This is a genomic window from Pseudomonas sp. HMSC057H01 (genome assembly GCF_001836405.1).
Taxonomy (GTDB): domain Bacteria; phylum Pseudomonadota; class Gammaproteobacteria; order Pseudomonadales; family Pseudomonadaceae; genus Pseudomonas; species Pseudomonas aeruginosa.
This window is the reverse complement of sequence record NZ_KV828464.1, coordinates 92,555-116,673: the sequence shown is the minus strand read 5'-3', so window position 1 is coordinate 116,673 and position 24,119 is coordinate 92,555. Positions and strand designations below refer to the sequence as shown.

At 67.3% G+C, this 24,119-nt stretch carries 20 protein-coding genes; 11 read left to right on the top strand and 9 right to left on the bottom strand.

What is annotated here, in order from left to right; translation table 11 throughout:
* Positions 1 to 39: 39 nt before the first annotated feature.
* Together HMPREF2581_RS14750 and HMPREF2581_RS14745 are read right to left on the bottom strand one after the other, a co-directional pair.
* Positions 40 to 576: a metal-dependent hydrolase gene (locus HMPREF2581_RS14750; protein WP_003095684.1), complete on the bottom strand. Its 537-nt coding sequence runs from the start codon at positions 574 to 576 to the stop codon at positions 40 to 42.
* Positions 573 to 2,111 (bottom strand): AhpA/YtjB family protein, encoded by a 1,539-nt coding sequence (locus HMPREF2581_RS14745; RefSeq protein WP_003141729.1) that lies wholly within the window; start codon positions 2,109 to 2,111, stop codon positions 573 to 575. Before HMPREF2581_RS14745 ends, HMPREF2581_RS14750 begins: the two co-directional genes overlap by 4 nt.
* Positions 2,112 to 2,331: 220 nt before the next feature.
* Here HMPREF2581_RS14745 and serB point away from each other — a divergent pair, with 220 nt between their 5' ends.
* The gene (serB, locus tag HMPREF2581_RS14740) at positions 2,332 to 3,546 is read left to right on the top strand and encodes a phosphoserine phosphatase SerB (protein ID WP_003095681.1); all 1,215 of its coding nucleotides are present in this window, start codon (positions 2,332 to 2,334) and stop codon (positions 3,544 to 3,546) included.
* 86 nt (positions 3,547 to 3,632) lie between these two features.
* On the opposite strand, the gene fimX is transcribed toward serB, so the two are convergent.
* The 5 genes from fimX to HMPREF2581_RS14715 all read right to left on the bottom strand — a co-directional run bounded on the left by fimX (position 3,633) and on the right by HMPREF2581_RS14715 (position 11,188).
* A complete protein-coding gene (gene fimX, locus HMPREF2581_RS14735) occupies positions 3,633 to 5,708 on the bottom strand; it encodes a cyclic di-GMP-binding protein FimX (protein ID WP_003095680.1) in 2,076 nt (691 codons plus the stop codon).
* A 64-nt stretch (positions 5,709 to 5,772) separates the two neighbouring features.
* The gene (gene fimW / locus HMPREF2581_RS14730; protein ID WP_016254376.1) at positions 5,773 to 7,596 is read right to left on the bottom strand and encodes a cyclic-di-GMP receptor FimW; all 1,824 of its coding nucleotides are present in this window, start codon (positions 7,594 to 7,596) and stop codon (positions 5,773 to 5,775) included.
* 317 nt (positions 7,597 to 7,913) lie between these two features.
* On the bottom strand, positions 7,914 to 8,783 hold the full coding sequence (gene asd, locus HMPREF2581_RS14725; protein WP_003141725.1) for an archaetidylserine decarboxylase: 870 nt from the start codon (positions 8,781 to 8,783) through the stop codon (positions 7,914 to 7,916).
* Positions 8,784 to 8,786: 3 nt separating this feature from the next.
* Positions 8,787 to 9,602, bottom strand: coding sequence for a thiosulfate sulfurtransferase (gene rhdA, locus HMPREF2581_RS14720; protein ID WP_003095676.1), 816 nt, complete (start codon positions 9,600 to 9,602; stop codon positions 8,787 to 8,789).
* 74 nt (positions 9,603 to 9,676) lie between these two features.
* Positions 9,677 to 11,188 carry an HDOD domain-containing protein gene (locus HMPREF2581_RS14715; RefSeq protein WP_003102046.1) on the bottom strand — a complete coding sequence of 504 codons (1,512 nt, stop codon included), beginning with the start codon at positions 11,186 to 11,188 and terminating at the stop codon, positions 9,677 to 9,679.
* Positions 11,189 to 11,328: 140 nt separating this feature from the next.
* Here HMPREF2581_RS14715 and motA point away from each other — a divergent pair, with 140 nt between their 5' ends.
* Positions 11,329 to 12,180, top strand: a complete 852-nt coding sequence (gene motA / locus HMPREF2581_RS14710) for a flagellar motor stator protein MotA (protein ID WP_003095674.1) — start codon at positions 11,329 to 11,331, stop codon at positions 12,178 to 12,180.
* 19 nt (positions 12,181 to 12,199) lie between these two features.
* Entirely contained in the window at positions 12,200 to 13,243 is a 1,044-nt protein-coding gene (gene motB / locus HMPREF2581_RS14705; protein WP_003095673.1) for a flagellar motor protein MotB, read from the top strand.
* A 3-nt stretch (positions 13,244 to 13,246) separates the two neighbouring features.
* Here motB and rsgA read toward each other — a convergent pair whose 3' ends face one another.
* Entirely contained in the window at positions 13,247 to 14,266 is a 1,020-nt protein-coding gene (gene rsgA, locus HMPREF2581_RS14700; protein ID WP_003141723.1) for a small ribosomal subunit biogenesis GTPase RsgA, read from the bottom strand.
* A 111-nt stretch (positions 14,267 to 14,377) separates the two neighbouring features.
* On the opposite strand from rsgA, the gene orn reads away from it, so the two are divergent.
* Positions 14,378 to 14,920, top strand: coding sequence for an oligoribonuclease (gene orn, locus HMPREF2581_RS14695; RefSeq protein WP_003095671.1), 543 nt, complete (start codon positions 14,378 to 14,380; stop codon positions 14,918 to 14,920).
* Between the two features lie 33 nt (positions 14,921 to 14,953).
* Here orn and queG read toward each other — a convergent pair whose 3' ends face one another.
* Positions 14,954 to 16,039 (bottom strand): tRNA epoxyqueuosine(34) reductase QueG, encoded by a 1,086-nt coding sequence (gene queG, locus HMPREF2581_RS14690; protein WP_003110324.1) that lies wholly within the window; start codon positions 16,037 to 16,039, stop codon positions 14,954 to 14,956.
* Positions 16,040 to 16,120: 81 nt separating this feature from the next.
* Here queG and HMPREF2581_RS14685 point away from each other — a divergent pair, with 81 nt between their 5' ends.
* From HMPREF2581_RS14685 to hflX, 7 genes are all read left to right on the top strand, one after another.
* On the top strand, positions 16,121 to 17,629 hold the full coding sequence (locus HMPREF2581_RS14685) for a bifunctional ADP-dependent NAD(P)H-hydrate dehydratase/NAD(P)H-hydrate epimerase (protein ID WP_003141721.1): 1,509 nt from the start codon (positions 16,121 to 16,123) through the stop codon (positions 17,627 to 17,629).
* Positions 17,617 to 18,084, top strand: coding sequence for a tRNA (adenosine(37)-N6)-threonylcarbamoyltransferase complex ATPase subunit type 1 TsaE (gene tsaE / locus HMPREF2581_RS14680; RefSeq protein WP_003095664.1), 468 nt, complete (start codon positions 17,617 to 17,619; stop codon positions 18,082 to 18,084). The genes HMPREF2581_RS14685 and tsaE overlap by 13 nt, the downstream gene beginning before the upstream one ends.
* A gap of 8 nt (positions 18,085 to 18,092) precedes the next feature.
* Positions 18,093 to 19,520, top strand: coding sequence for an N-acetylmuramoyl-L-alanine amidase AmiB (amiB, locus tag HMPREF2581_RS14675; RefSeq protein WP_003141719.1), 1,428 nt, complete (start codon positions 18,093 to 18,095; stop codon positions 19,518 to 19,520).
* Entirely contained in the window at positions 19,520 to 21,421 is a 1,902-nt protein-coding gene (mutL, locus tag HMPREF2581_RS14670; protein ID WP_003095660.1) for a DNA mismatch repair endonuclease MutL, read from the top strand. Before amiB ends, mutL begins: the two co-directional genes overlap by 1 nt.
* 57 nt (positions 21,422 to 21,478) lie before the next feature.
* A complete protein-coding gene (miaA, locus tag HMPREF2581_RS14665; protein WP_003135563.1) occupies positions 21,479 to 22,450 on the top strand; it encodes a tRNA (adenosine(37)-N6)-dimethylallyltransferase MiaA in 972 nt (323 codons plus the stop codon).
* A 105-nt stretch (positions 22,451 to 22,555) separates the two neighbouring features.
* Positions 22,556 to 22,804, top strand: a complete 249-nt coding sequence (gene hfq, locus HMPREF2581_RS14660; RefSeq protein WP_003095657.1) for an RNA chaperone Hfq — start codon at positions 22,556 to 22,558, stop codon at positions 22,802 to 22,804.
* 12 nt (positions 22,805 to 22,816) lie between these two features.
* Entirely contained in the window at positions 22,817 to 24,118 is a 1,302-nt protein-coding gene (hflX, locus tag HMPREF2581_RS14655) for a ribosome rescue GTPase HflX (RefSeq protein WP_003095652.1), read from the top strand.
* Position 24,119: the final 1 nt, after the last annotated feature.

Genomic DNA, 24,119 nt, shown 5'->3' with positions numbered 1-24,119 from the left:
GAACAAGCCCCGCCGAAGCGGGGCTTTTTCGTTTCGGCGTCAGCGTGAGCGGCGCAACAGGAAGCGCAGGGCCATGCCGGCGAGCGCCAGCAGCAGGCAGGGCAGCCAGACCCAGCGCGCCTCCGATTGCAGCACCAGCAATCCGCGTTCGCTGAGGAAGCGCGACAGACCGATCGGCGACACGGCGATCGGATGGAAGGGCATGAAGTAGCGGGCGTCGCTCCAGGGCCAGAACCAGGCGACGCCCAGCCCGCCATTGGTCATCGCGTCCAGCAGGCTGTGCGAGGCGGTGGCCAGCGCCACCCACAGCCCGGCTTTCAGCGGTCCGCTATGCAGCGGCCGGCAGGCGAGGGCGGCGAGCGCGCCGAGGATCGCGGCGAACAATAGCGAATGGCTGAAGCCGCGATGGCCGAAGGCATCGTGATAGGCGATGCCGAGCTTGAAGGCGACTACGTCGAAGTCCGGCAGGCAGGCGGCGAGCATGCCTGCCAGCAGCAGGCGTGGCGGGATCACCCGGCTGCCAAGGGCCAGTCCCACCGCCAGGACCGGCAGCGGGTGGGTGATCAGGGTGGTCACGGGCGGGCGCGGTCGTGCATGCGCGCCAGTTGGCGCTCGAGCATCGACGGATACGGCTCCAGCAGACGCTCGACGCAGCAGGCTCCTTCCGGACTGGCGATGGCGCGGATACGGGCGCGCTCGCGGACCACCGCGTCGTCGGCGATGCTGCGTTCGACCAGCAGCAGGTTGCGGCTGTGCTGGTTGAGGGCGAGGGCGTTCTGCACGGTTTCGTTGAGCAGCAGGTCGGCCTGGGTCTGTTCGCTGAGGTCTTCGCCGAGGCTCAGGCCCAGTTGCAACTGCAAGGTGATGCCGCTGTCGGCGACCTCGATCTGCAGGGCATGGCCGAGCGCGCGCATCAGTTCACCGCAGCAGAGCGCGTTGGTCAGGTAGTCGGCGCGGTTGTCGCGGCTGTGGAAGAGAATCAGGCTGCCGCCGTCGCTGAGCGTGTGCAGGCTGCCCTTGTACTGGCGGGCGGCCTGTTCCAGGCAGTCGCGATAGCGTTGCAGGAGGTCCACCAGGCGGCTGCGCGGCAACCGGCGCAACTGTTCCTGGGCGCCGAGCTGGATCGCCAGCACCGCACTGTGTTGCGGTTCGCGCGCAGCGGCGGGCGCCGCGGGCTGGTCCCCGGCTTCGGCTCCGTTCTCGTCGAAGGCGTCCTGGTCCAGCGGGTCTTCGTCGATGGAGGTGAATTCCACCGGCTTGGTCTCGTCCAGCAGGGCGTCGCCCAGCGGAATGTCGTCTTCCTCGAAGGCCGAGGCCTCGACCTTGCGGCTGCGCAGGTCGGCTTCGTCGTCTTCCAGCAGGATGTCGTCGAAGTTCTGCGGCAGCGGTGCTTCTTCCGGCTCCGGCGCCGGCGGCTTCTCCGGCACCAGGCGCTCTTCCAGGTCGCGCGCCAGGTCGCCCAGCTCGTTCTGCAGTTCGGCGCCGGGGGCCGGATTGTCCGGATCGCGCAACCAGACACGCAATTGCAACAAGGGTGTGGAAATCTGCCGCCCCAGGCGCAGACTGAAATACAGGGCGAGGATCAGCAGGATCAGGCTGATCAGGCCCATGCTCTGCAGGCTGATCATCATCGGCTGCTGGAACTGCTGCATGTCCAGGCTGATGCGCAGGTGCCCGGCGATCACTTCCTGGAAGGTGATCGGCGTCGAGTACAGGCCTTCGGTGGCGCCGAGCAGGCTCTGCTTCGGACGGCTGCCGGCCTCGGCGAGGATGCGCTGGTCGATGCTGTAGATCGCCGCATGGGCCACCAGCGGGTTCTTCACCAGGTTGTTCAGCAGCACGTTGAGGCTAAGGATGTCGTTGGACACCAGCAACTCGGTGGCGGACGCGGCGGTCTGGGTGATCAGGCTCTGGCCCAGGGCATCGGCCTGCTGCTGCATGGCCTGGCGAAACTGCATGCCCATGACCCAGGCGTAGATCAGCAGGGCCAGGGCCACCAGGATCAGGCTATGGCTGGCGAGCCGCAGGGCGATCGGGACGCGGCGCTGGCGCAAGGCACGAAACAGCAGGAGGAAGAAATTGTCGGGCTTGACGGACGTGGGCCGGGTCACAGGGGGCTCGGTCTTCTGAAATAGAGGTATCGCGCAGTATAACCAGCGCCCCCCGAGGGGCAAAGGGCCGTTGACGCGCTTTCCAGGCCGCCGCGCGGCGGTTTCGCGGGTTTTCCCGGTCGGTTCCGACCGGTGGTGATGGCAAATGCCCGGCTCTGCGTCTCTCGGGTGTGCGGGAAAGCGGGTAGAATGGCGTCTTTTACCTGGCGGAGCTTACGCCTTGCGCGAAATTGTCCTGATCAACATCACCGGGGAAGACCGCCCCGGTCTCACCGCGGCCATCACCGGCGTACTGGCCCAGGGCGGGGTGAACATCCTCGACATCGGCCAGGCGGTGATCCACGACACCCTGTCGTTCGGCATCCTGGTGGAAATCCCGGATACCGAAGCCGGTTCCTCGGTCCTCAAGGACGTGCTGTTCACCGCCTACAAGCTGGACCAGCAGGTGCGCTTCACCCCGGTCTCGGAAGAGGACTACCGGCAATGGGTCGACGGCCAGGGCAAGGCGCGGCACATCGTGACCCTGCTCACCCGCCGGGTGACTGCCGAGCAACTGCAGAGGGTCAGCTCGATCACCGCCAAGTACGCGCTGAACATCGACCACATCGACCGTCTCTCCGGGCGCATGCCGCTGGACATGCCCGCCGACCAGGGCAAGGGCTGCATCGAGTTCTCGGTACGCGGCGAACCGGCCGATCCGGCGGCGCTGCGTGCGGAATTCCTCAGCGTCGCCCAGGAATTGAACGTCGACATCGCTTTCCAGCAGGACAGCGTGTTCCGCCGCAATCGCCGGCTGGCGGTGTTCGACATGGATTCGACGCTGATCGAGGCGGAAGTCATCGACGAACTGGCCAAGGCCGCCGGCGTCGGCGAGAAGGTCGCCGCGATCACCGAACGGGCGATGCGCGGTGAACTGGACTTCCGCGCCAGCTTCAAGGAGCGCCTGGCGCTGCTGCAGGGACTGTCGGAAGACGTACTGGAGGAGATCGGCGCCTCGCTGCGTCTGACCGAGGGTGCTGAAACCCTGTTCGCCGAACTCAAGCGCCTGGGTTACAAGACCGCCATCCTGTCCGGCGGCTTCACCTATTTCGCCCGTCAATTGCAGGCGAAGCTGGGGATCGACTACGTGTTCGCCAACGAGTTGCAGATCGTCGACGGCAAGGTCACCGGGGTGGCGGTCGAGCCGATCGTCGATGCCCAGCGCAAGGCCGACCTGCTGCGCGAACTGGCGGCGAAGGAAGGCCTGAGCCTGGAGCAGACCATTGCCGTCGGCGACGGCGCCAACGACCTGCCGATGCTCGGCCTGGCCGGCCTGGGCGTGGCGTTCCGCGCCAAGCCGCTGGTCAAGCAGTCGGCCAAGCAGGCGATCTCGACCCTGGGCCTGGACGGCATCCTCTACCTGCTCGGCTACCGCGACCGCGAAGGGCGAGCCTGAGGCCGGCGGGCGCCTCTTGCCGGCCCGGCAGCCACGAACCAGGTTGGTAGAGCGGAAAAGCAACGGGCGCCCAGGGCGCCCGTTCTTCATTCGTCTCCCGAGGAGAAGTCGTAGTCCATCGCCTGGCTCGGCCCCTGCAGGTAGTAGCCCTGGATGTAGGTGGCGCCGGCTTGCCACAGGGTGGCGAGGACGCTGGCGCTCTCGACGAAGGGGACGATGCTGAGCTTCTGCTGTTCGTGCAGTTCGGCGATCAGGCCCTTGAGGATCTCCTGGTTTTCCACCTGGTTGAGGTCCTGGACGAAGGAACCATCGATCTTGATGAATTGTACGGTCAGGTGCTTCAGCGCGTTGAACGGGTTCAGCGAGCAGCCGAACTGGCTGATCGCCGCCTGGCAATGCAGGGTGGCCAGGCCCTGGGTCAGTTGCTTGGCCTGCTTCAGATAGCTGGTGGCGTCGGCTTCGCTGATCTGGAACACCAGCGACTCCGGCGGCAGGCGCGCGGCCTTCAGCGCCACCCCGAGCCAGGGCAGCAGGCCGGGGTCTTGCAGACTGGCGCTGGACAGGTGGACGAACAGCTTGGTCTGGTGCCCCTTGGCGCGATGCTCGGCGAGCAGCTTGATCGAGTTGAGGATCACCCAGCGGTCGATCTTCTCCGCCAGCCCGGCTTCCTTGGCGGCATGCAGGAACTCCGCCGGCGGCACTTCCTGGCCCTGCGGATTGAGCAGGCGCAGGAGCACCTCGTAGTTCTCGTGGCTGTCGCCGCGCAGGCTGATGACTGGCTGGAACAGCAGGCGGAAGCTGTTGGTCTCCAGCGCCTGCTGGAGGATCGCGATGACGTCGCCGCGCTGGGCGGCGGCGGCAAGCTCTTCCGCCGGGTTGTACTGCTTGATCTGCGACCCGCCCTTGCGTGCCGCGTCATCGGCGCAGCGATGCGCACGGTTCATCACGTCCTGGGCCTTGGCGGTCTTCTCGTCGAGACCGGCGACGCCGATGCTGAGGGTGGCCTGAGCGCTGCGGCCGTTCAGCTCGAAAAGGTGGTTCTCGACCTTCTTCAGCAGTCGTTGCAGTGCCGCTTGCGCCTGCTCGGGAGTCTTGCCCTTGAACAGGGCGGCGAAGATCGAATCGCCGAAACGCGCCAGGTCGGCTTCCTCGCCGAACTGTTCGCGCATCAGTCCGGCCAACTGGCCGAGCAGCAGGTCGATCCCGGAAAGCCCGTGGTCGGCCTGGAGCGAGGGGTAGCCGTTGAGATGGATATAGGCCAGGGTCGACGGCTTGCGGGCGGTCACCGCCTGCTGCACGGCGGCATCCATCAGGTCGAGGAAGTGGCTGCGGTTGTAGAGTCCGGTGACCGGGTCCTGGCTGCTGACTTCGCGGAGCTTTTCTTCCAGTTCGGCGTTGTCGACCTCGCCGCGGATCACCACCTGGATGCAGGGTTCGCCGTCGTAGGTGGCGGCGGAGAGGCTGATGCGCGCCTTGAATTCCTGGCCGTCGAGCTTGACCCCGGTGCAAACCAGTTCGGTCTGGCGCTGGTCGTTCTGGTAGCCCTTGAGGAAATCCTTGAAGGCGCCCTGGTCGCAGGAGGCGATCAGGTCGATGACCGGCAGGCCTTCCAGTTCCTCGGCGTCCTCGTAGCCGAACAGCGCCATGTAGGAGCGGTTGGCGTAGATGTGCATGCCGTCGTGGACGTAGGTGATGGCGTCGACCGAGCTGTCGAGCAGCAACTGGCAGCGTTTTTCCGCCTCGCGCAGGGCCAGTTCGGCGGCGCGGCGCGCGCGGCGTTCGGCGAGGCCGGCCAGCTCGCGGTTGGCGACCAGCACCAGGCGCTCGTCCTCGCCTTGCGGCAGGGCGTCCTGGGCGCCGAGCATCAAGGCGTCGGTGATGGCGTCGGAGCTGTTGTCGGCCACCAACTGGATGAACGGGATGTCGCGCGACTGGCGGCGCAAGGTGGCGAGCGCCTCGCCGGGCTCGAGACACTCGCTGGTCGGCGCGGCGATCAGCAGGTCCCAGCTTTGCTGGAGGGTCTCGGCGAGGTCCTCGGGAGAGGTCAGTCGATGTACGCGGGTCGCGTGGCCGGCATTGCGGAACAGACTGACCAGGCGTTCGGCTTCGTTCTGCGAGTCTTCCAGAATCAGCAGGCGGATGGTTTTCTTTTCGATGGCCATGGAAAGGGCTCAGTCCGCGTCCGGGCGGGCGCGAAAAGACGGCGAATGGAGGTGTCGGGGCAATCTACAGAGACTTCCAGAGCGAGTCAAAATCTTCCTCCCCCGCAGGCGGCCGGGCCACTGGCGCTGTGACCGGCTTATCGCTCGGGGTGTTCACCGGTTCCGCCGAGCGGTATTCGAACTGGCTGAAGCTGCCGGTCGAGGCCTGCCGGCGATTCAGCACCGCGCGCCGCTCCTCGCCGTGCAGGTTGATCTGCACCCGGCTGCCCTCCTGGAACGGCAGGCGCGGGGTGATCACCGTCGCCGGCCGCGAGATCGCGGCGATTTCCGGCAGCAGCAGGGCGCGCAGGTAGTGGCTGCTCTGCTCGGTCTTGCGCAGCAGTTGCAGGCCGCAGGGCTGCGCCGCCGGGGCGATCATCTCGATGCCCATCTGCGTGCCGCCATTGCGCACCTGGCGGATCCAGCGCACCACCGCGATGCTCCACGCCTGGCCGGGAAGGTCCTGCAGACCGACCAGTTCGCCCGCCTGCAGTTGGGCGGGCACCTCCTTCGGCCAGCTCAGGCAATAACCGCCGGGGCTGTGGTTGACGATGGGCAGGGCGTAGGTCGGATAGTCCTCGGTGGCGTCAGTCTGTGCGTGGGCCTGCGGGTGATCGGGCTGCCCACCGCGGGACGACTGGTGCGGGCGGTACTCGATTTCCTCCAGCGGCATGCCGGGCTGCCAGTCGGTGACCTTCTGCGCATCGAAGGCGCCGGCCCAGGCGTCCTGGACGTCGGCCTTGAAGCGAGGCGCCTCGGGCGCTTCCTGGATCTGCAGGACCTCGTTGAACGGGCGGCGCCCGGCGAGGAAGTAGTGCAGGGCGCTCATGCCGATGCACAGGGTCAACTGGCCCTGGCCCTGGGTGCGCTGGAAGGTACGTTCGGCGATGTCTCCCCAGGCCGAGGAGAGATGTTGCAGCAGGTCCAGGGTCACCCCTTCGATCAGCGGCAGGCGCGCCTTCGCGCGCTCGGCCTCGGGCTGCAGCAGGTATTCGCGGATCAGTTCGACCAGCGGCTGGGTGTCGATGCCCAGGGCATTGGCCAGTTGGGTCTCCGGGTACAGCGAGCGGTAGCGCGGCGGGCCGTCGATCTGCGGCACGGCGATGAACAGCGAGCCGGGCAGCGCCGCGCTCTGTATCGACAGCAATTGGCTCCAGGGTTCGAGCACCTCGGCGAGCCGTGCAATGTTGTTCTGGCGCATCTGGTTGCAGCGCGCGCAGCCGAGCAGCAGCGGTATCAGGTAGGCCTGCTCGACGCTCAGGCCGGGGGTGTGCTTGGCCAGTTCGTCGCGCACCGCGAGACGATGCACGCCGCGCTGGCTGGCCAACTGGTAGAGCTGGTGGAGTTCCAGCCAAAGCCCCTCGGGGACCGGGCAGTACAACTGGCTGGCACGGATCAGCGGGCCGCACAGGCTGCGGATCGCCCGCTGGATGCCGACCGCGAGCAACTGCGCGCGGTCGCGGCTGTTGCGCGGCGCTTCCTGGACCACGATCAGCTTGTAGCCGATGGCCAGGTGGTTCTGCAGGGCCTGGCAGAGGTTGGCGATCTTGCGCGGCCGTTCGTCGAGGACGATGGCCTGGTTGAGGAAGTGCCGTTCCAGGTGGGTGCAGACGAAATGCACCTCTGGACGGAACAGTTCGAGCAGTTGCAGGCGGGCCTCGACGGGCAGCACCAACTGGTTGAGTTCGATCAGGCCCTGGTAGAGCTGGCGCGCGGTTTCCCCGAGGTTGGCCTTGGGCAGGTGCGCCAGCCAGTACTTGATGTCCTTCGGGGTGGCGTCGCAGAAGCTCAGGTTCTGCTGCGTCGGAGTGGGGACGCGCAACGAGAGGTGGGGGCTCTGGTTTTCCATGGGGGGTTAGACGGCTCCGCTACTGAAAAGGCTCTACGGGGGGTTGAAGCCCCGGAGAGGTGCCGGACTTCCGATCGCCGCGGCTGCGCCTCCTCTTTCTTAACACGGGAGGCGGGTTCATCGTCGTGGCCAGGACAGGAACTGTGCGGCAGTCCGCTTTCCTGACCGAGGGGTCGGCACAGGCTCGATAGGACCTTTCCGAACTCTAGCAGCATCGAAATGGACCCGCAGCCTTCGGACGCCACGATCCCGCCGGGAGGTTCCGGCGGCGGGGAGAGATGGGACGGAGACGCTCGGGGCGCTCCGTCCCGGCGAGGTCAGGCCTGTTTCGGCAGGGCCAGGCACTCGCCCATGCGCACCGGGCTCGCTGCCCCGAGGCCGTCGTTGAACGCGACCTGCTGCGGGCCGAACAGGACGATGGCGGTGGAGCCCAGCTTGAAGCGACCCAGCTCGGCGCCTTTTTCCAGGCGGATCGGCGCGCGGGCGGCTTCGTCGTAGCGGAAGGTCTTCAGTTCGCGCTTCGGCGGCGTAACCAGGCCGGCCCAGACGGTTTCGATGGAGGCCACGATCATCGCGCCCACCAGCACCACGGCCATCGGACCGCGCTCGGTGTCGAACAGGCAGACCACCCGCTCGTTGCGGGCGAACAGCTCGGGAACGTTTTCCGCGGTGGTCTGGTTCACCGAGAACAGCCGGCCGGGAACGTAGACCATCTCGCGCAGGGTGCCGGCCAGCGGCATGTGCACGCGGTGGTAGTCCCGGGGGGACAGGTAGACGGTGGCGAAGTCGCCGCCCATGAAGGGCGCGGCCAGTTCGGCGTCGCCGCCGAGCAGTTCGGCCAGGCTGTAGCTGTGGCCTTTGGCCTGGAAGATCCGCCCGTGCTCGATCGGGCCGAGCTGGCTGATCGCGCCATCGGCCGGGCAGAGCACCGCGCCGGGCTCCTGGGCCAGCGGGCGGGCGCCATCCTTCAGGGCGCGGGTGAAGAAGGCATTGAAATGTTCATAGGCCTGCAGGTCCTCGACCTGTGCTTCGCGCATGTCGACCTGGTAGCGCCGGGCGAACCAGGCGATCAGGCGGTCCTTGAACCAGGTCGCCCGGCAGTCGGCGGCGAAGCCGATCAGCCGGGACAGCAGGTGGTGCGGCAGCAGGTACTGGCTGCAGATGAACAGACGATCTTTGAACGACATTCCTCAAACCTCTACAGGGGTATCGGGGTGGTTGCCCCATTCCGACCAGGAGCCGGCGTAGCCTTTGACCCGCGGGTAGCCCAGCGCCTTGGCCACCAGGTAGGTGAAGCCGGAGCGATGGTGGGTCTGGCAGTGGGTGATCACTTCCTTGTCCGGCGTGATGCCGAGGTCCTCCAGGACTTCGGCGATATCCGCGCGGATGCGCAGGGCGCGAGCCGGGTCCATGCCGGCGGTCCATTCGAAATTGATCGCGCCGGGCACATGCCCGGCCTTCGCGGCGAGCACCTTGGTACCGGCGTATTCGCTGGGGTTGCGCGCATCCCATACCGCCAGGTCGGCGGCGCCGAGGCGGCTTTGCAGGTATTCGCGGGTCGCGCTGGGCTCGTCGTGCAACGTCAGCGGCAGCGGGCCGCCGACAGGCGCCGGGACCTCGCGGTCGAGCACCTGGGCGTCGGCGATCCAGGCCGGCAGGCCGCCGTTGAGATAGTGGTAGCGGTGGTGGCCGATCACGTCCAGCAGCCAGATGAAGCGGCCCGCCCAGCCGCCGCCTTCGTCGTCGTAGACCACGTAGGTCGCCTCCGGGCGGTGGCCCAGCTCGCCGAACAGGGCTTCCAGGTCGGCCTTGGCCGGTAGCAGGCCGGGTGCCGGGGGTTGTCCCCACTGGGTGCGTTTGGGGTCGACGAAACGCGCGCCGGGGATATGCCCTTCGGCGTAGCGGGCGGCACTGGTCAGGTCGACCAGGATCAGCTCGGGCGCGCCCAGGCGCGGCGCGAGATCGCTGGGCTCGATCACCAATGGCAGGTCGGAGAAGACGGACATGCGAGTACCCCCGGGTTGAAGAAGGGCAGCAGTTTAACGGAAAGCGCGCCCGACCAGTGTGCCGGGCATGTCCCTCATTCCGTGCGGCGCTGGCGGCCGAACTGCTGGATCGCGCGCTCGGTGCACTGGGCGGTCTTGGCGAAGGCCTGGGCATGCAGGTCGCTGAACGGCTGGCCGCCGAGGTCGGCCAGGACCAGCATCACCACCCGCGAGCCGTTGCCCAGCGAGCGCAGCAGCAGGTGAGGTCCGGGGAACAGTTGGCGCAAGGGTTCGCCGAGGGCCGGCAGCAACTGGTCCTGGTTGTTCGGGCCGATGCGCAGCAGGGCAGGCTGCTGGAACAGTTTCTTCAGCAGCGGGCTGCTGGCAATCTCCAGTTGCAATTTCTCCTGGCCCGGTTCGAGTCCGGCGCTCTGCTGCGCCAGCACGTGTACCTGTGTGCGATCGGCCACCAGCAGCAGCATCCTTTGCAGGCCGCAGGCGCGCAGCGCATCGCGGGCACAGGCGGTGAGCTGCACGACGTTGCTGAACGGGCTGGGCTCGCGGAGCAACTCGGCGCAATGCTGCCGCCACTCGGCCAGGGCTTCCGCCGAGGGCGGCGGCGGGGGCGCCGCTTCGGCACGCCAGCGGCTGGCCTGCCAGGGCCAGATCAAGGCCACCGCCGGATGCCACAGCGGCGGCCGGGCGTGCAGGCGCGCGCTTTGCGCGGCGAGCATGTGCACCTGCTGCTGGACTTCGGTCAGCGGCTGGCCCAGGTACAGACCGGTCAGGCGCTGCCAGCGCAGCATGTGCGGCCCGTCCCAGCTCTGGTGCGCGGCGATGGCCAAGCCATTGGCGAGGAGAGTGCAGTTGGCCGGCTGGGTCAGCCAGCGGGCGAGATCGGGCTGGGCATCGAGTTGCTGTTGCTGGAGCAGGGGCGACTGATGGTCGCGGGCGATACGCAAGGCTCGAACCAGCAGGCGACGGTCGCAGGCGAGCAGGCGATAGCCCTGGATGACCCACTGCGGTAGCCGCCAGCGTTCGGCCAGCGCCAGGCAGATCGGCAGCAGGCGCATGCCGAGCAGTTCGCGCTCCACTCGCAGGGTCGGTTCGCCCTGTACCAGCACGCGTTGCTGCCATTGCTCCAGCAGCTGCGGGCGGGCGTTGGCCAGCGCCCAGACCGGAGCCATGGTCAGCAGGCTGCCCCAGTGGATTTCCTGCCAGAGCCTGGCCAGGCGCGCGCCGAACAGGCCGCTGGCCTGCTGCATGGCGTGCTGGCTGATCAGCAGCATCTGCCCGAGGACCCTGGGCATCTCCGCATCCTGGATGCTCGGCAGGGTCTTCAGAAGTTGGCTCGCGCGCGCCAGGCCGAGGCGGCTGAGGGCCACCTCCAGGCTTTCCGCGGGGTTGTCGCGGGCGCTCTCGGCGCGATTGGCCTCGCGCAGGATGGACAACGCCAGCGTCGGGCTGCCCTGCAACTGGTCGGCGATCTCGCGCAGCGAGCGGCGGCTGTCGCTCAGCGCGGCGTGCAGGCCGGCATAGTGGCTGGCGGGGATCGGCAGGGGTTGCCGGTCGAGCTCTTCGAGCCAGGCGGCGAGGCGGTCTGTCATGGGTGTCGGGCTCGGTGTCGGCGAGGCGGCGAACTGGCTTTTCGAGTATTCGGACTATAGTCTTGCGGCTAGCAACCGATAACAAGAGGGAGCCTAGCAGTCCCCCTCCTTATCCTGTTCATTTCGCACGTCCGGTCCTCATGTCAAAAATCATCGGCATCATCGTCGTTTTCGCCAGTGTCCTCGGGGGCTTCCTGCTCTCCGGCGGCAAGATCGGCGCCATCATCCAGCCCTTCGAGGTCCTGATCATCGGCGGTGCGGCACTGGGGGCGTTCCTCCAGGCCAACCCGGGCAGCACGTTCATGGTGGTGCTGAAGAAAGCGCCGAAGATGTTCAGCAACCGCTTTACCCAGACCTACTACCTCGAGGTGCTGGGCATGCTCTACGAGATCCTCAACAAGAGCCGGCGCGAAGGGATGATGGCGATCGAGGCGGACATCGAGGACCCCGCGGCCAGTCCCATCTTCAGCAAGTACCCCGGCGTGCTGAAGGACGAACGGATGACCGCCTATGTCTGCGACTACCTGCGCATCATGTCCTCCGGCAACATGGCGCCGCACGAGCTGGAAGGCCTGTTCGACATGGAGCTGTCCAGTCTCAAGGAGGACCTGGAGCATCCGTCCCACGCGGTGACCAAGGTCGCCGACGCCCTGCCGGGCTTCGGTATCGTCGCCGCGGTACTCGGCATCGTCATCACCATGGCGTTGCTTGGCGAAGGCAGCCAGGCGGAGATCGGCCACCACGTCGCCGCCGCCCTGGTGGGTACCTTCCTCGGGATTCTCGCCGCCTACGGCTTCGTCGGCCCGCTGGCCGTCGCGCTGGAGCACGATGCCAAGGAAGAGTTGAACATGTTCGAAGCGATCAAGGCCTGCCTGGTCGCTTCTGCTTCCGGCATGCCGCCTTCGCTGGCCGTCGAGTTCGGCCGCAAGGTGCTGCTGCCCGCCCATCGGCCGACCTTCGCCGAGCTCGAGCAGGCCGTGCGTGGCCGCTGAGTGGAGGCACTGTCGATAGATGGACAATAACCAGCCGATCATCGTCAAGCGCGTCAAGCGCTATGCCGCCGGCCACCACGGCGGCTCGTGGAAGATCGCCTTCGCCGACTTCGCGACGGCGATGATGGCGTTCTTCCTGGTGCTCTGGCTGCTGTCTTCGGCCACCCCGGAGCAGAAGAAGGCGATTTCCGGATACTTCCAGGACCCCATCGGTTTCAGCGAAAGTGCCAGCCCCTACGTCATCGACCTCGGCGGCACGCCGACGCCGGCGCCGGACAAGACCCTCAATCCGCAGGTCCAGGCCCAGCCGGACTCCAACGAAAGCCGGATCAGCCCCGAGCAGGACCATCAGGTCAACGCCGACCAGGCCGAGAACCTCGCCGAGCAGGTTGAGCGAGAGCGCCTGGCGCTGCTGCTGCAGGAGTTGCAGAACAAGGTCGACGAAAATCCGATGCTCAAGGACTTCAAGGACCAGATCCACTTCGAGATCACCCGCGACGGCCTGCGCATCCAGATCGTCGACGCCGCCAACCGGCCGATGTTCGACCTCGGCAGCGCGCGCCTGCAGCCGTATTTCGAGGACATCCTGCTGGCCATGGCCGAGACCATCCGCCAGGTGCCGAACAAGATCAGCATCAGCGGCCACACCGACGCCAAGCCCTATGCCGGCAACGGCGACTTCGGCAACTGGGAGCTATCGGCCAATCGCGCCAACGCCGCGCGCCGTGCGCTGGTCGCCGGCGGCTATCCGGAAGGGCAGATCGCCCAGGTTGTCGGATATGCCTCGGCACGCCTGTTCGACGACAAGGACCCGCTGAACCCGGTGAACCGGCGGATCGACATCGTGGTCCTGACCCGCAAGGCGCAGAAGGCCATCGAAGGCGAGACCGGCGCTCCCGAAGCCAGCGCCCCCGCGGCTGCCCCGGGCGAGCAGCCGAAGCCGGCTGCCGAGGCACCGGCGGCGGGCGCGCAACCTTCGCTACCGGCGGACGAGGTGCAGAAGAAGCTCAACCTGTTCGACGACGGCGGCAGCCTGAAGCTGGAGCAGATCAAGGGCGACTGAGGTTCAGTAGTCCGTTTCCGGCATGCTTGCCAGAATGTGCCGGTAGCTGGCCATGCGTTGCGGCATGATGCGCCCGTCCTCCAGGGCCTGGAGCAGGGCGCAACCTGGTTCGCGGTCGTGCTTGCAGTCGCGGAAGCGGCAATGCCCGAGCAGGTCGCGGAACTCGATGAAACCGGCCTCGACGTCGTCTCGCGACACGTGCCCCAGGCCGAACTCACGGATGCCGGGCGAGTCGATCAGGTCGCCGCCGCCGGGAAAATGGAACAGTCGCGCGGTGGTGGTGGTATGGGTGCCCTTGCCGGTCACCGTGGAGAGGTCGCCGACACGGGTGTCGACACCCGGCAACAAGGCATTCACCAGCGACGACTTGCCCACCCCGGACTGCCCGACGAAGACGCTCACATGACCGTCCAGCGCGCCGCGCAGTTCGTCCATCGCCAGGCCATTGAAGGCCGACACCTCGATCAGCGGATAACCCAGGGTGCGGTAGACATTCAGCAGCGCATCGATGCCTTCGGCATTGCTCTCGTCGACCAGGTCGGCCTTGTTCAGCAGCAGCAACGGCTGGATGCCGGCATGTTCGGCGGCGATCAGGTAGCGGTCGATCAGGTTGGCGTGCGGTTCGGGACGCGGGGCGAAGACGATGACGATGCGGTCGACGTTGGCCGCCACCGGCTTGAGCAGCCCGCGCATGTCCGGGCGGCACAGCTCGGAGCGGCGCGGCAATTGCGCGACGATCACGCCGATGCCCTGGTTGCCGGCACGCCAGACCACCTGGTCGCCGGTCACCAGTGCCGGCAGGTTGGCGCGCAGGTGACAGCGGGAAACCTGGCCGTCGGCGGACTCGACCTCTACCTGAACCCCGAAATGAGCGATCACCTGGCCGGTCTGCTCCGGTCCCAGGTCGCCGCCTTCCAGCTCGTCCACGGCACGCAACTCGCGACGGGCCGCCCGGGCCGCGCGTTCTTCCTGGATCTTTTCGATGCGCCAGCTCTGCCGGCGGGTCAAGTGGCGTTTGGCCATGATGCGTCCGCATGAAAAATCGGCGGCGAGTTTAACATGGGCGCGCCGCCATCATTCGCGCGGCGGCGTTCCACGCTAGAATGCACGGCATAGCGACTGGAGCGACTCCCCATGCAGAACCCGCAGAACCTTATCTGGATCGACCTGGAGATGACCGGCCTCGATCCGGACCGGGACGTCATCATCGAGATGGCCACCATCGTCACCGACAGTGACCTCAACACCCTGGCCGAAGGACCGGTGATCGCCATCCACCAGCCAGAGGAAATCCTCGCCGGCATGGACGAGTGGAATACCCGCCAGCACGGCCAGTCCGGCCTGACCCAGAGGGTTCGGGAAAGTACCGTGAGCATGGCCGAGGCCGAGGCGCAGACCCTGGCCTTCCTCGAGCAGTGGGTGCCCAAGCGCAGCTCGCCGATCTGCGGCAACAGCATCTGCCAGGACCGCCGCTTCCTCTATAGGCACATGCCCAGGCTGGAAGGCTACTTCCACTACCGCAACCTCGACGTCTCCACCCTCAAGGAGCTGGCTGCGCGCTGGGCGCCGCAGGTCCGCGAGAGCTTCAAGAAGGGTAACACCCACCTGGCGCTGGACGATATCCGCGAGTCGATCGCCGAGCTGCGCCACTATCGCGACCACTTCATCAAGCTCTGATCCGTCCGGGCCGGGCGGCAGGCGCCGGCCGGGCTAGGTTTCCCCGTGGCGCCGCAGGGCCCATTCCACGTGCTCGCGGACCAGCTCCGAAGGGAACCCGCGGCGCGCCTTCAGCGCCTCCAGCACCGGGATGGTCGAGGGCGCGTTGCCCAGCCCCACCGCCAGGTTGCGCAACCAACGTTCGTAGCCGGCGCGGCGCAGCGGCGAACCCTCGGTGCGGCCGAGGAACTCCTCCTCGCTCCAGAGGAACAGTTCGGCGAGTTCGGCGTTGTCCAGGCTGTGGCGCGGCTGAAAGTCGCCCTGCCCGGTGGGGCGGGCGAAGCGATTCCATGGGCAGACGATCTGGCAGTCGTCGCAGCCGAATACCCGGTTGCCGATCAGTGGCCGCAGCTCCAGCGGAATCGCGCCCTTGTACTCGATGGTCAGGTAGGAGATGCAGCGTCGCGCGTCCAGCCGGTAGGGGCCGACGAAGGCCGCGGTCGGGCAGATGTCCAGGCAGGCCGAGCAGCGTCCGCAATGCTCGCTGTCCATCGCCGGGTCGACGGGTAGCGGCATGTCGACGAACAGCTCGCCGAGGAAGAAGTAGCTGCCGGCCTTGCGGTTGAGCACCAGCGTGTTCTTGCCGATCCAGCCGAGGCCGGCCTGTTCGGCGATGGCCTTTTCCAGCACCGGCGCGCTGTCGACGAAGGCGCGGAAACCGAACGGGCCGACTTCGGCCTGGATGCGCTCGGCCAGTTGTTGCAGACGTTTGCGGATCAGCTTGTGGTAGTCGCGGCCGAGGGCGTAGCGCGAGACGTAGGCTTTTTCCGGTGTCGCGAGGACCTGCGCCATGCGCGTGTCGCCGGGCAGGTAATCCATGCGCAGGGAGATCACCCGCAGCGTGCCGGGAACCAGCTCGGCAGGTCGCGAGCGCTTGCTGCCGTGCGCCGCCATGTAGTCCATCTCGCCGTGGTAGCCGGCCTCCAGCCAGCGCTGCAGGTGCGCTTCGTGCTCGCCCAGCTCGACGTCGCTGATACCGACCTGCTGGAACCCCAGCTCGCGGCCCCAGTCCTTGATGGACTGGGCGAGGCGGGCGGGATCCGGCGGGGAAAGGTTGTCGGCCAGAGGTTGGGGAGTCATGGGAGGCAACGAAGACGAGGGAAAGCGAAATGGGATAGGTATAATTCTGCCAGACTGCGCGCCTGACGCCGAATCGATCCGATGACCATGACCTTCCAGCACGACGACCTGCCACTCGCCCTCTATTCCGCCGCCCAGGTGCGCGACCTGGATGCGCGCCTGATCGCTGCCGGCACGCCGGGCTTCGAACTCATGCAGCGCGCCGCCCACGCCGCCTGGCGTGCCTTGCGCCGCCGTTGGCCGGAGGCCGCGGCGCTGACGGTGCTCGCCGGGCACGGCAACAATGCCGGCGACGGCTACCTGATCGCGGCGCTGGCGCAACGTGCAGGTTGGCGAGTGCGGGTGCTGGCGGTCGCGGCGCCGCAGCGGCTTGCCGGCGACGCGGCGCAGGCGCATGCCGCCGCGCTGGCGACCGGGGTCGTGGTGGAGCCCTGGAGCGAGTGCGCCGTGCTCGAGGGCGTAGTAGTGGATGCATTGCTCGGCACCGGCCTGGCAGGTGCCGTGCGCGAGCCCTTTGCGCAGGCCATCCGCCTGGCCAACGCCGCCGACCTGCCGGTGCTGGCGGTGGATATTCCTTCCGGCTTGAGCGCCGACACCGGCGCGGTATTGGGGGAAGCGATCAGGGCGGATCTGACAGTGACTTTCATCGGCCTGAAGATCGGGCTGTTCACTGGCGAGGCGCCGGCACGGGTCGGCGAGCTGGTGTTCGACGAACTCGGTAGCGACGCCGTCGTGCTGCAAGCGCTCCAGCCCCGGGCTCGCCGCCTGGCGCGAAATGCCCTGCCGAGGCTGGCAGCGCGGCCGCGGACCGCACACAAGGGGCTGTTCGGCCACCTGCTGGTGGTCGGCGGCGACACCGGCATGGGCGGGGCCGTGCTACTGGCCGCGGAAAGCGCCCTGCGCTGCGGCGCCGGGCTGGTCTCGGCGGCGACCCGCGTCGAACATGTGCCGGCGTTGCTGGGCCGTTGTCCCGAGGTCATGGCCCATGGCGTGGCGTCGGCGAACCAACTGCTGGCCCTTGCCGAACGCGCCAGCGTGCTGGTGCTCGGTCCCGGGCTTGGCCAGCGCGCCTGGGGTCGCAGCCTGCTGAGCGCTGTCCGGTCGCGACCGTTGCCGCAGGTCTGGGATGCCGACGCGTTGAACCTGCTGGCCCTGGAACCGGTCGGAGCAGGGCCGCAGACATGGATTCTGACGCCGCATCCCGGCGAGGCCGCGCGCCTGTTGGGTCGCTCGACCGCCGAGGTGCAGGCGGATCGTCCGGCGGCGGCGCTGGAACTGGCGCGTCGCTACCAGGCGGTGGTGGTGCTGAAGGGCGCCGGCAGCCTGATCGCCGCGCCCGACGGACGACTCGCCGTCTGTTCCCAGGGGCATCCGGCGATGGCCGGCGCCGGCCTGGGTGACGTGCTGTCGGGCATCACCGGTGCCTTGCTGGCCCAGCGCGTGGAGGCGTTCGAGGCGGCCTGCCTGGCTGTCTGGCTGCATGCCGCCGCCGGTGAGCGGCTCGGCGCCCAGGGTCGCGGGCTGGCGGCGACCGATCTCATACCTACCGTTCGTCAGTTGCTCGAGGAGTGCAGTCCGTGTCTGAAGTGATCCTGTCCGCCGAAGGGGAAGACGCGATGCTCGAACTGGGCGGGCGCATCGCCCGGGTCAGCGGGGGGCAGGGGGTGATCTACCTGCATGGCGACCTCGGCGCCGGCAAGACCACCCTCTCGCGCGGCATCCTGCGCGGCCTCGGCCATGCCGGCTCGGTGAAAAGCCCGACCTTTACCCTGGTCGAGCCTTACGAAATCGGCGAGCTGCGCGCCTACCATTTCGACCTGTACCGGCTCGCCGATGCGGAGGAATTGGAGTTCTTCGGCATCCGCGACTATTTCGATGGCAGCGCACTCTGTCTGATCGAGTGGCCCGAGCGCGGTGCGGGCGTTTTGCCAACCGCCGATCTGGACATTACCATTACTGCCCAAGCGGGTGGACGGACACTGCGCCTGGTACCGCACGGTGCGCGGGGCGAAGCCTGGTGTGCCACCCTGACCATGGGAGCATGAGAAAAACGATGGGTTGGGGCTTGCGTCTGCGGACGTTGTTGACTGGGGTGATGATTCTGCTGGCCTGCCAGGTCGGCGAGGTTCTGGCCGCCGCGCAAATCAAGAGCGTGCGGATCTGGCGCGCTCCGGACAACACCCGTCTGGTCTTCGATCTCTCCGGTCCGGTGCAGCACAGCCTGTTCACCCTGGCCGCACCCAACCGTATCGTCATCGACGTCAGCGGCGCCCAGCTGGCGACCCAGCTCAACGGTCTCAAGCTCGGCAACACCCCGATCACCGCGGTGCGCTCCGCCCAGCGCACGCCCAACGACCTGCGCATGGTCCTCGACCTGTCGGCGCAGGTCACCCCGAAAAGCTTCGTCCTGCCGCCCAACCAGCAATACGGCAACCGCCTGGTGGTCGATCTCTACGACCAGGGCGCCGACCTGACCCCGGACGTACCCGCGACGCCGACCCCGAGCGTGCCGGTCACTCCGGTGACGCCGACCCAGCCGGTGGCCAAGCTGCCGCTGCCGACCAAGGGCGGTACCCGCGATATCGTCATCGCCATCGACGCCGGCCACGGCGGTGAAGACCCTGGCGCCCTTGGCCCGGGCGGGCTGCACGAGAAGAACATCACCCTGTCGATCGCTCGCGAGCTGCAACGCCAGATCAACCAGGTGCGCGGTTACCGGGCCGAGCTGACCCGTACCGGCGACTACTTCATCCCACTGCGCAAGCGCACCGAGATCGCCCGCAAGAAGGGCGCCGACCTGTTCGTCTCGATCCATGCCGACGCCGCGCCGAGCCGCAGCGCCTTCGGTGCCTCGGTGTTCGCCCTGTCCGACCGCGGCGCCACTTCGGAAACCGCGCGCTGGCTGGCCGACAGCGAGAACCGTTCCGACCTGATCGGCGGCGATGGCAGCGTCAGCCTCGGCGACAAGGACCAGATGCTCGCCGGCGTGCTGCTCGACCTGTCGATGACCGCCACCCTCTCGTCGAGCCTGGACGTCGGCCACAAGGTGCTGACCAATGTCGGCCGCATCACTTCGCTGCACAAGCGTCGTGTCGAGCAGGCCGGGTTCATGGTGTTGAAGTCGCCGGACATCCCGTCGATCCTGGTGGAAACCGGCTTCATCTCGAACGTCAACGAGTCGCGCAAGCTGGCCAGCGCCAGCCATCAGCAGGCCTTGGCGCGTTCGATCACCAGCGGCATCCGCCAGTATTTCCAGCAGAGCCCGCCGCCCGGCACCTACATCGCCTCTTTGCGCGCCCAGGGCAAGCTCTCCATGGGGCCGCGCGAGCACGTGGTGCGGCCCGGAGAGACCCTGGCGATGATCGCCCAGCGCTATGAAGTGAGCATGGCCGCGCTGCGCAGCAGCAACAGCCTGCCCAGCGACAACCTGAAAGTCGGCCAGGCCCTGTCCATCCCGAGCACCGCCCTGGCGGCCCAGTGATGAGTGAAACACCGCGTATCCAGCTGCTGAGTCCGCGGCTGGCGAACCAGATCGCCGCCGGTGAGGTGGTCGAACGTCCCGCCTCGGTGGCCAAGGAACTCCTGGAAAACAGCCTTGACGCCGGTTCCCGGCGCATCGACGTGGAGGTCGAGCAGGGCGGCATCAAGTTGCTGCGAGTGCGCGACGACGGTCGCGGCATCCCCGCCGACGACCTGCCGCTGGCCCTGGCTCGCCACGCCACCAGCAAGATCCGCGAGCTGGAAGACCTGGAGCGGGTGATGAGCCTCGGCTTCCGTGGCGAGGCGCTGGCCTCGATCAGCTCGGTAGCGCGCCTGACCATGACCTCGCGTACCGCCGACGCCGGCGAAGCCTGGCAGGTGGAAACCGAGGGCCGCGACATGCAGCCGCGGGTACAGCCGGCGGCGCACCCGGTGGGGACCAGCGTCGAGGTTCGCGACCTGTTCTTCAACACCCCGGCGCGGCGCAAGTTCCTGCGCGCTGAGAAGACCGAGTTCGACCATCTGCAGGAAGTCATCAAGCGCCTGGCGCTGGCCCGTTTCGACGTGGCTTTCCACCTGCGCCACAACGGCAAGACCATCTTCGCCCTGCACGAGGCGCGAGACGAGCTGGCCCGCGCGCGCCGGGTCGGCGCGGTGTGCGGCCAGGCATTCCTCGAGCAGGCGCTGCCGATCGAGGTCGAGCGCAACGGCCTGCACCTGTGGGGCTGGGTCGGCTTGCCGACCTTCTCCCGCAGCCAGCCGGACCTGCAGTACTTCTATGTGAACGGGCGCATGGTGCGCGACAAGCTGGTCGCCCACGCGGTGCGCCAGGCTTATCGCGACGTGCTGTACAACGGCCGGCACCCGACCTTCGTGCTGTTCTTCGAAGTCGATCCGGCGGTGGTGGACGTCAACGTGCACCCGACCAAGCACGAAGTTCGCTTCCGTGACAGCCGGATGGTCCATGACTTCCTCTATGGCACCTTGCATCGTGCGCTGGGCGAGGTCCGTCCCGACGACCAGCTCGCGCCGCCCGGGGCGACCAGCCTGACCGAGCCGCGACCGACCGGCGCTGCCGCCGGCGAGTTCGGCCCGCAGGGCGAGATGCGCCTGGCCGAGAGCGTGCTGGAGAGTCCGGCGGCACGGGTGGGCTGGAGTGGCGGCTCGTCGGCCTCCGGCGGCTCCTCCGGCTATTCCGCCTACACCCGGCCGGAGGCGCCGCCTTCTCTGGCCGAGGCCGGTGGCGCCTACAAGGCCTACTTCGCGCCGTTGCCCGCGGGCGAGGCGCCAGCCGCGTTGCCCGAGAGCGCCCAGGACATCCCGCCGCTGGGTTACGCCCTGGCGCAGCTCAAGGGCATCTACATCCTCGCCGAGAACGCCCACGGCCTGGTGCTGGTGGACATGCACGCGGCCCACGAACGGATCACCTACGAGCGCCTCAAGGTGGCGATGGCCAGCGAAGGCTTGCGTGGGCAGCCGTTGCTGGTGCCGGAGTCGATCGCGGTCAGCGAGCGCGAGGCGGATTGCGCGGAAGAGCATTCCAGCTGGTTCCAGCGCCTGGGCTTCGAGCTGCAGCGCCTGGGGCCGGAAAGTCTGGCGATCCGGCAGATCCCTGCGCTGCTCAAGCAGGCGGAGGCGACCCAGTTGGTGCGCGATGTCATCGCCGACCTGCTGGAGTACGGCACCAGCGACCGTATCCAGGCACACCTGAACGAGTTGCTCGGCACCATGGCCTGCCATGGCGCGGTGCGCGCCAACCGGCGCCTGACCCTGCCGGAAATGAACGCCCTGTTGCGCGACATGGAAATCACCGAACGCAGCGGCCAGTGCAACCATGGGCGTCCGACCTGGACCCAGTTGGGCCTGGACGAGCTGGACAAGCTCTTCCTGCGCGGACGCTGAGCCTTGCAGCTTCGGGCGCAAAGCCCGAAGCTATGCGCTTTGTCCAAGAGCTTTCCGATGTCTTCCCTGCCTCCCGCCATCTTTCTCATGGGGCCGACCGCCGCCGGCAAGACCGACCTGGCGATGGCGCTGGCCGATGCGCTGCCCTGCGAGCTGATCAGCGTCGACTCGGCGCTGATCTACCGCGGCATGGATATCGGTACGGCCAAGCCTTCCCGGGAGCTGCTGGCGCGCTATCCGCACCGCCTGATCGATATCCGCGATCCGGCGGAGAGCTATTCGGCCGCGGAATTCCGCGCCGACGCCCTGGCGGCGATGGCCGAGGCCACCGCGCGCGGCAGGATTCCCCTGCTGGTGGGGGGCACCATGCTCTATTACAAGGCGTTGCTCGAGGGCCTGGCCGACATGCCCGGCGCCGATCCCGAGGTGCGCGCGGCGATCGAGGCCGAGGCCCTGGCCGAAGGTTGGGAGGCGCTGCACCGGCAACTCGCCGAGGTCGACCCGGAGTCGGCTGCGCGCATCCACCCCAACGACCCGCAGCGACTGATGCGGGCGCTCGAGGTGTATCGCCTCGGCGGGGTGTCGATGAGCGACCTGCGTCGCCGGCAAAGCGCTGAAAAGGCGGATTTTGACGCGTCAGGCAGGAATCAATTGCCGTATACTGTCGCTCAGCTGGCGATTGCTCCCGAGCAGCGCCAGGTGTTGCACGCGCGGATTGCGCAGCGTTTTCGCCAGATGCTGGAACAGGGTTTCATCGCCGAGGTCGAAGCACTGCATGCCAGAAGTGACTTGCATGCAGGATTACCGTCTATTAGAGCCGTGGGTTACCGTCAGGTGTGGGATTACCTGGATGGCAAGCTGTCCTACGCTGAAATGACCGAACGCGGCATCATCGCTACCCGCCAGTTGGCCAAGCGCCAGTTCACCTGGCTGCGAAGCTGGAGCCATCTACACTGGATGGACAGCCTAGCAGGTGACAATCTGCCGCGTGCCTTGAAATACCTGAAAACGGTCTCCATATTGGCCTGAGACCTTAATTTGTCCGTCTGTTTCCGGAGCGAGACCGGAGTTTGGACGGCGCCAAGTCACCCTATTCGACTACTTCAAACTACGATCCTTAAAGGAGTGCGGCACATGTCAAAAGGGCATTCGCTACAAGACCCTTACCTCAATACCCTGCGGAAAGAACGCGTCCCGGTTTCCATCTATCTGGTCAACGGCATCAAGCTGCAAGGCCAGATCGAGTCCTTCGACCAGTTTGTCATCCTGCTGAAGAACACCGTCAGCCAGATGGTTTACAAGCACGCGATCTCCACCGTGGTACCGAGCCGTCCGGTGCGTCTGCCGAGCGGTGACCAGCCGGCCGAGCCGGGCAACGCTTGACGGGAGTCCGCTTTGTTCTTTGAGCGCCCAGGTGGTGGGGAACAGGCTGTTCTGGTGCATCTGGAAGGGCAGAACCCCGAGGCGCGTGAAGACCCGCAGGAGTTCCAGGAGCTGGTGCGTTCGGCCGGCGCGGAAACGGTGGCATTCGTCAGCGTCTCCCGCCACCAGCCGAGCGCCAAATATCTTATCGGCAGTGGCAAGGTCGAGGAGTTGCACGACCTGGTCAAGGCCGAAAACGTCGAGCTGGTGATTTTCAACCACACCTTGACGCCCAGCCAGGAGCGCAACCTCGAGCGAGCGTTCGAGTGCCGCGTACTCGACCGGACCGGGCTGATCCTCGACATCTTCGCCCAGCGCGCACGTACCCACGAAGGCAAGTTGCAGGTGGAACTGGCGCAACTGGAGCACATGAGCACGCGGCTGGTACGCGGCTGGACCCACCTCGAACGGCAGAAAGGCGGTATCGGCCTGCGCGGTCCGGGTGAGACCCAGCTGGAAACCGACCGACGCCTGCTGCGCGTGCGCATCCGCCAGATCAAGCAGCGCCTGGAGAAGGTCCGCAGCCAGCGCGAGCAGGCTCGACGCGGGCGCAAGCGCGCGGATATCCCGGCGGTCTCCCTGGTCGGCTATACCAACGCCGGCAAATCGACCCTGTTCAATGCGCTCACCGCCTCCGAGGTGTATGCCGCCAACCAGTTGTTCGCCACCCTCGACCCCACCCTGCGTCGCCTGCAACTGGACGATCTCGGGCCGGTGGTGCTGGCCGACACGGTGGGCTTCATCCGTCACCTGCCGCACAAGCTGGTGGAGGCCTTCCGCGCTACGCTGGAAGAGTCGAGCAACGCCGACCTCCTGCTGCACGTGATCGACGCCTACGAGCCCGAACGGGATGCGCAGGTCGAGCAGGTGCTGGCGGTGCTCGGCGAGATCGGCGCCAACGAATTGCCGATGCTCGAGGTCTATAACAAGGTCGACCTGCTACCCTCGGTCGAGCCGCACATCCAGCGCGACGACTCCGGCAAGCCGGTGCGCGTCTGGCTGTCGGCGCAGACCGGCGAAGGCCTCGACCTGTTGCGCCAGGCCATCGCCGAGCTGCTCGGCGAGGACCTCTTCGTCGGGACCTTGCGCCTGCCCCAGCGGCTCGGGCGCCTGCGCGCCCAGTTGTTCGAACTGGGCGCGGTGCAGTCCGAGGCGCACGATGAGGAAGGTTGTACCCTGCTGCAGGTGCGCCTGCCGCGGGCCGAGTTGAACCGCCTGGCGAGCCGCGCTGGCTGGCAGCCGGCGGAGTTCGTTGCGCAACACACTTTGCAATAAA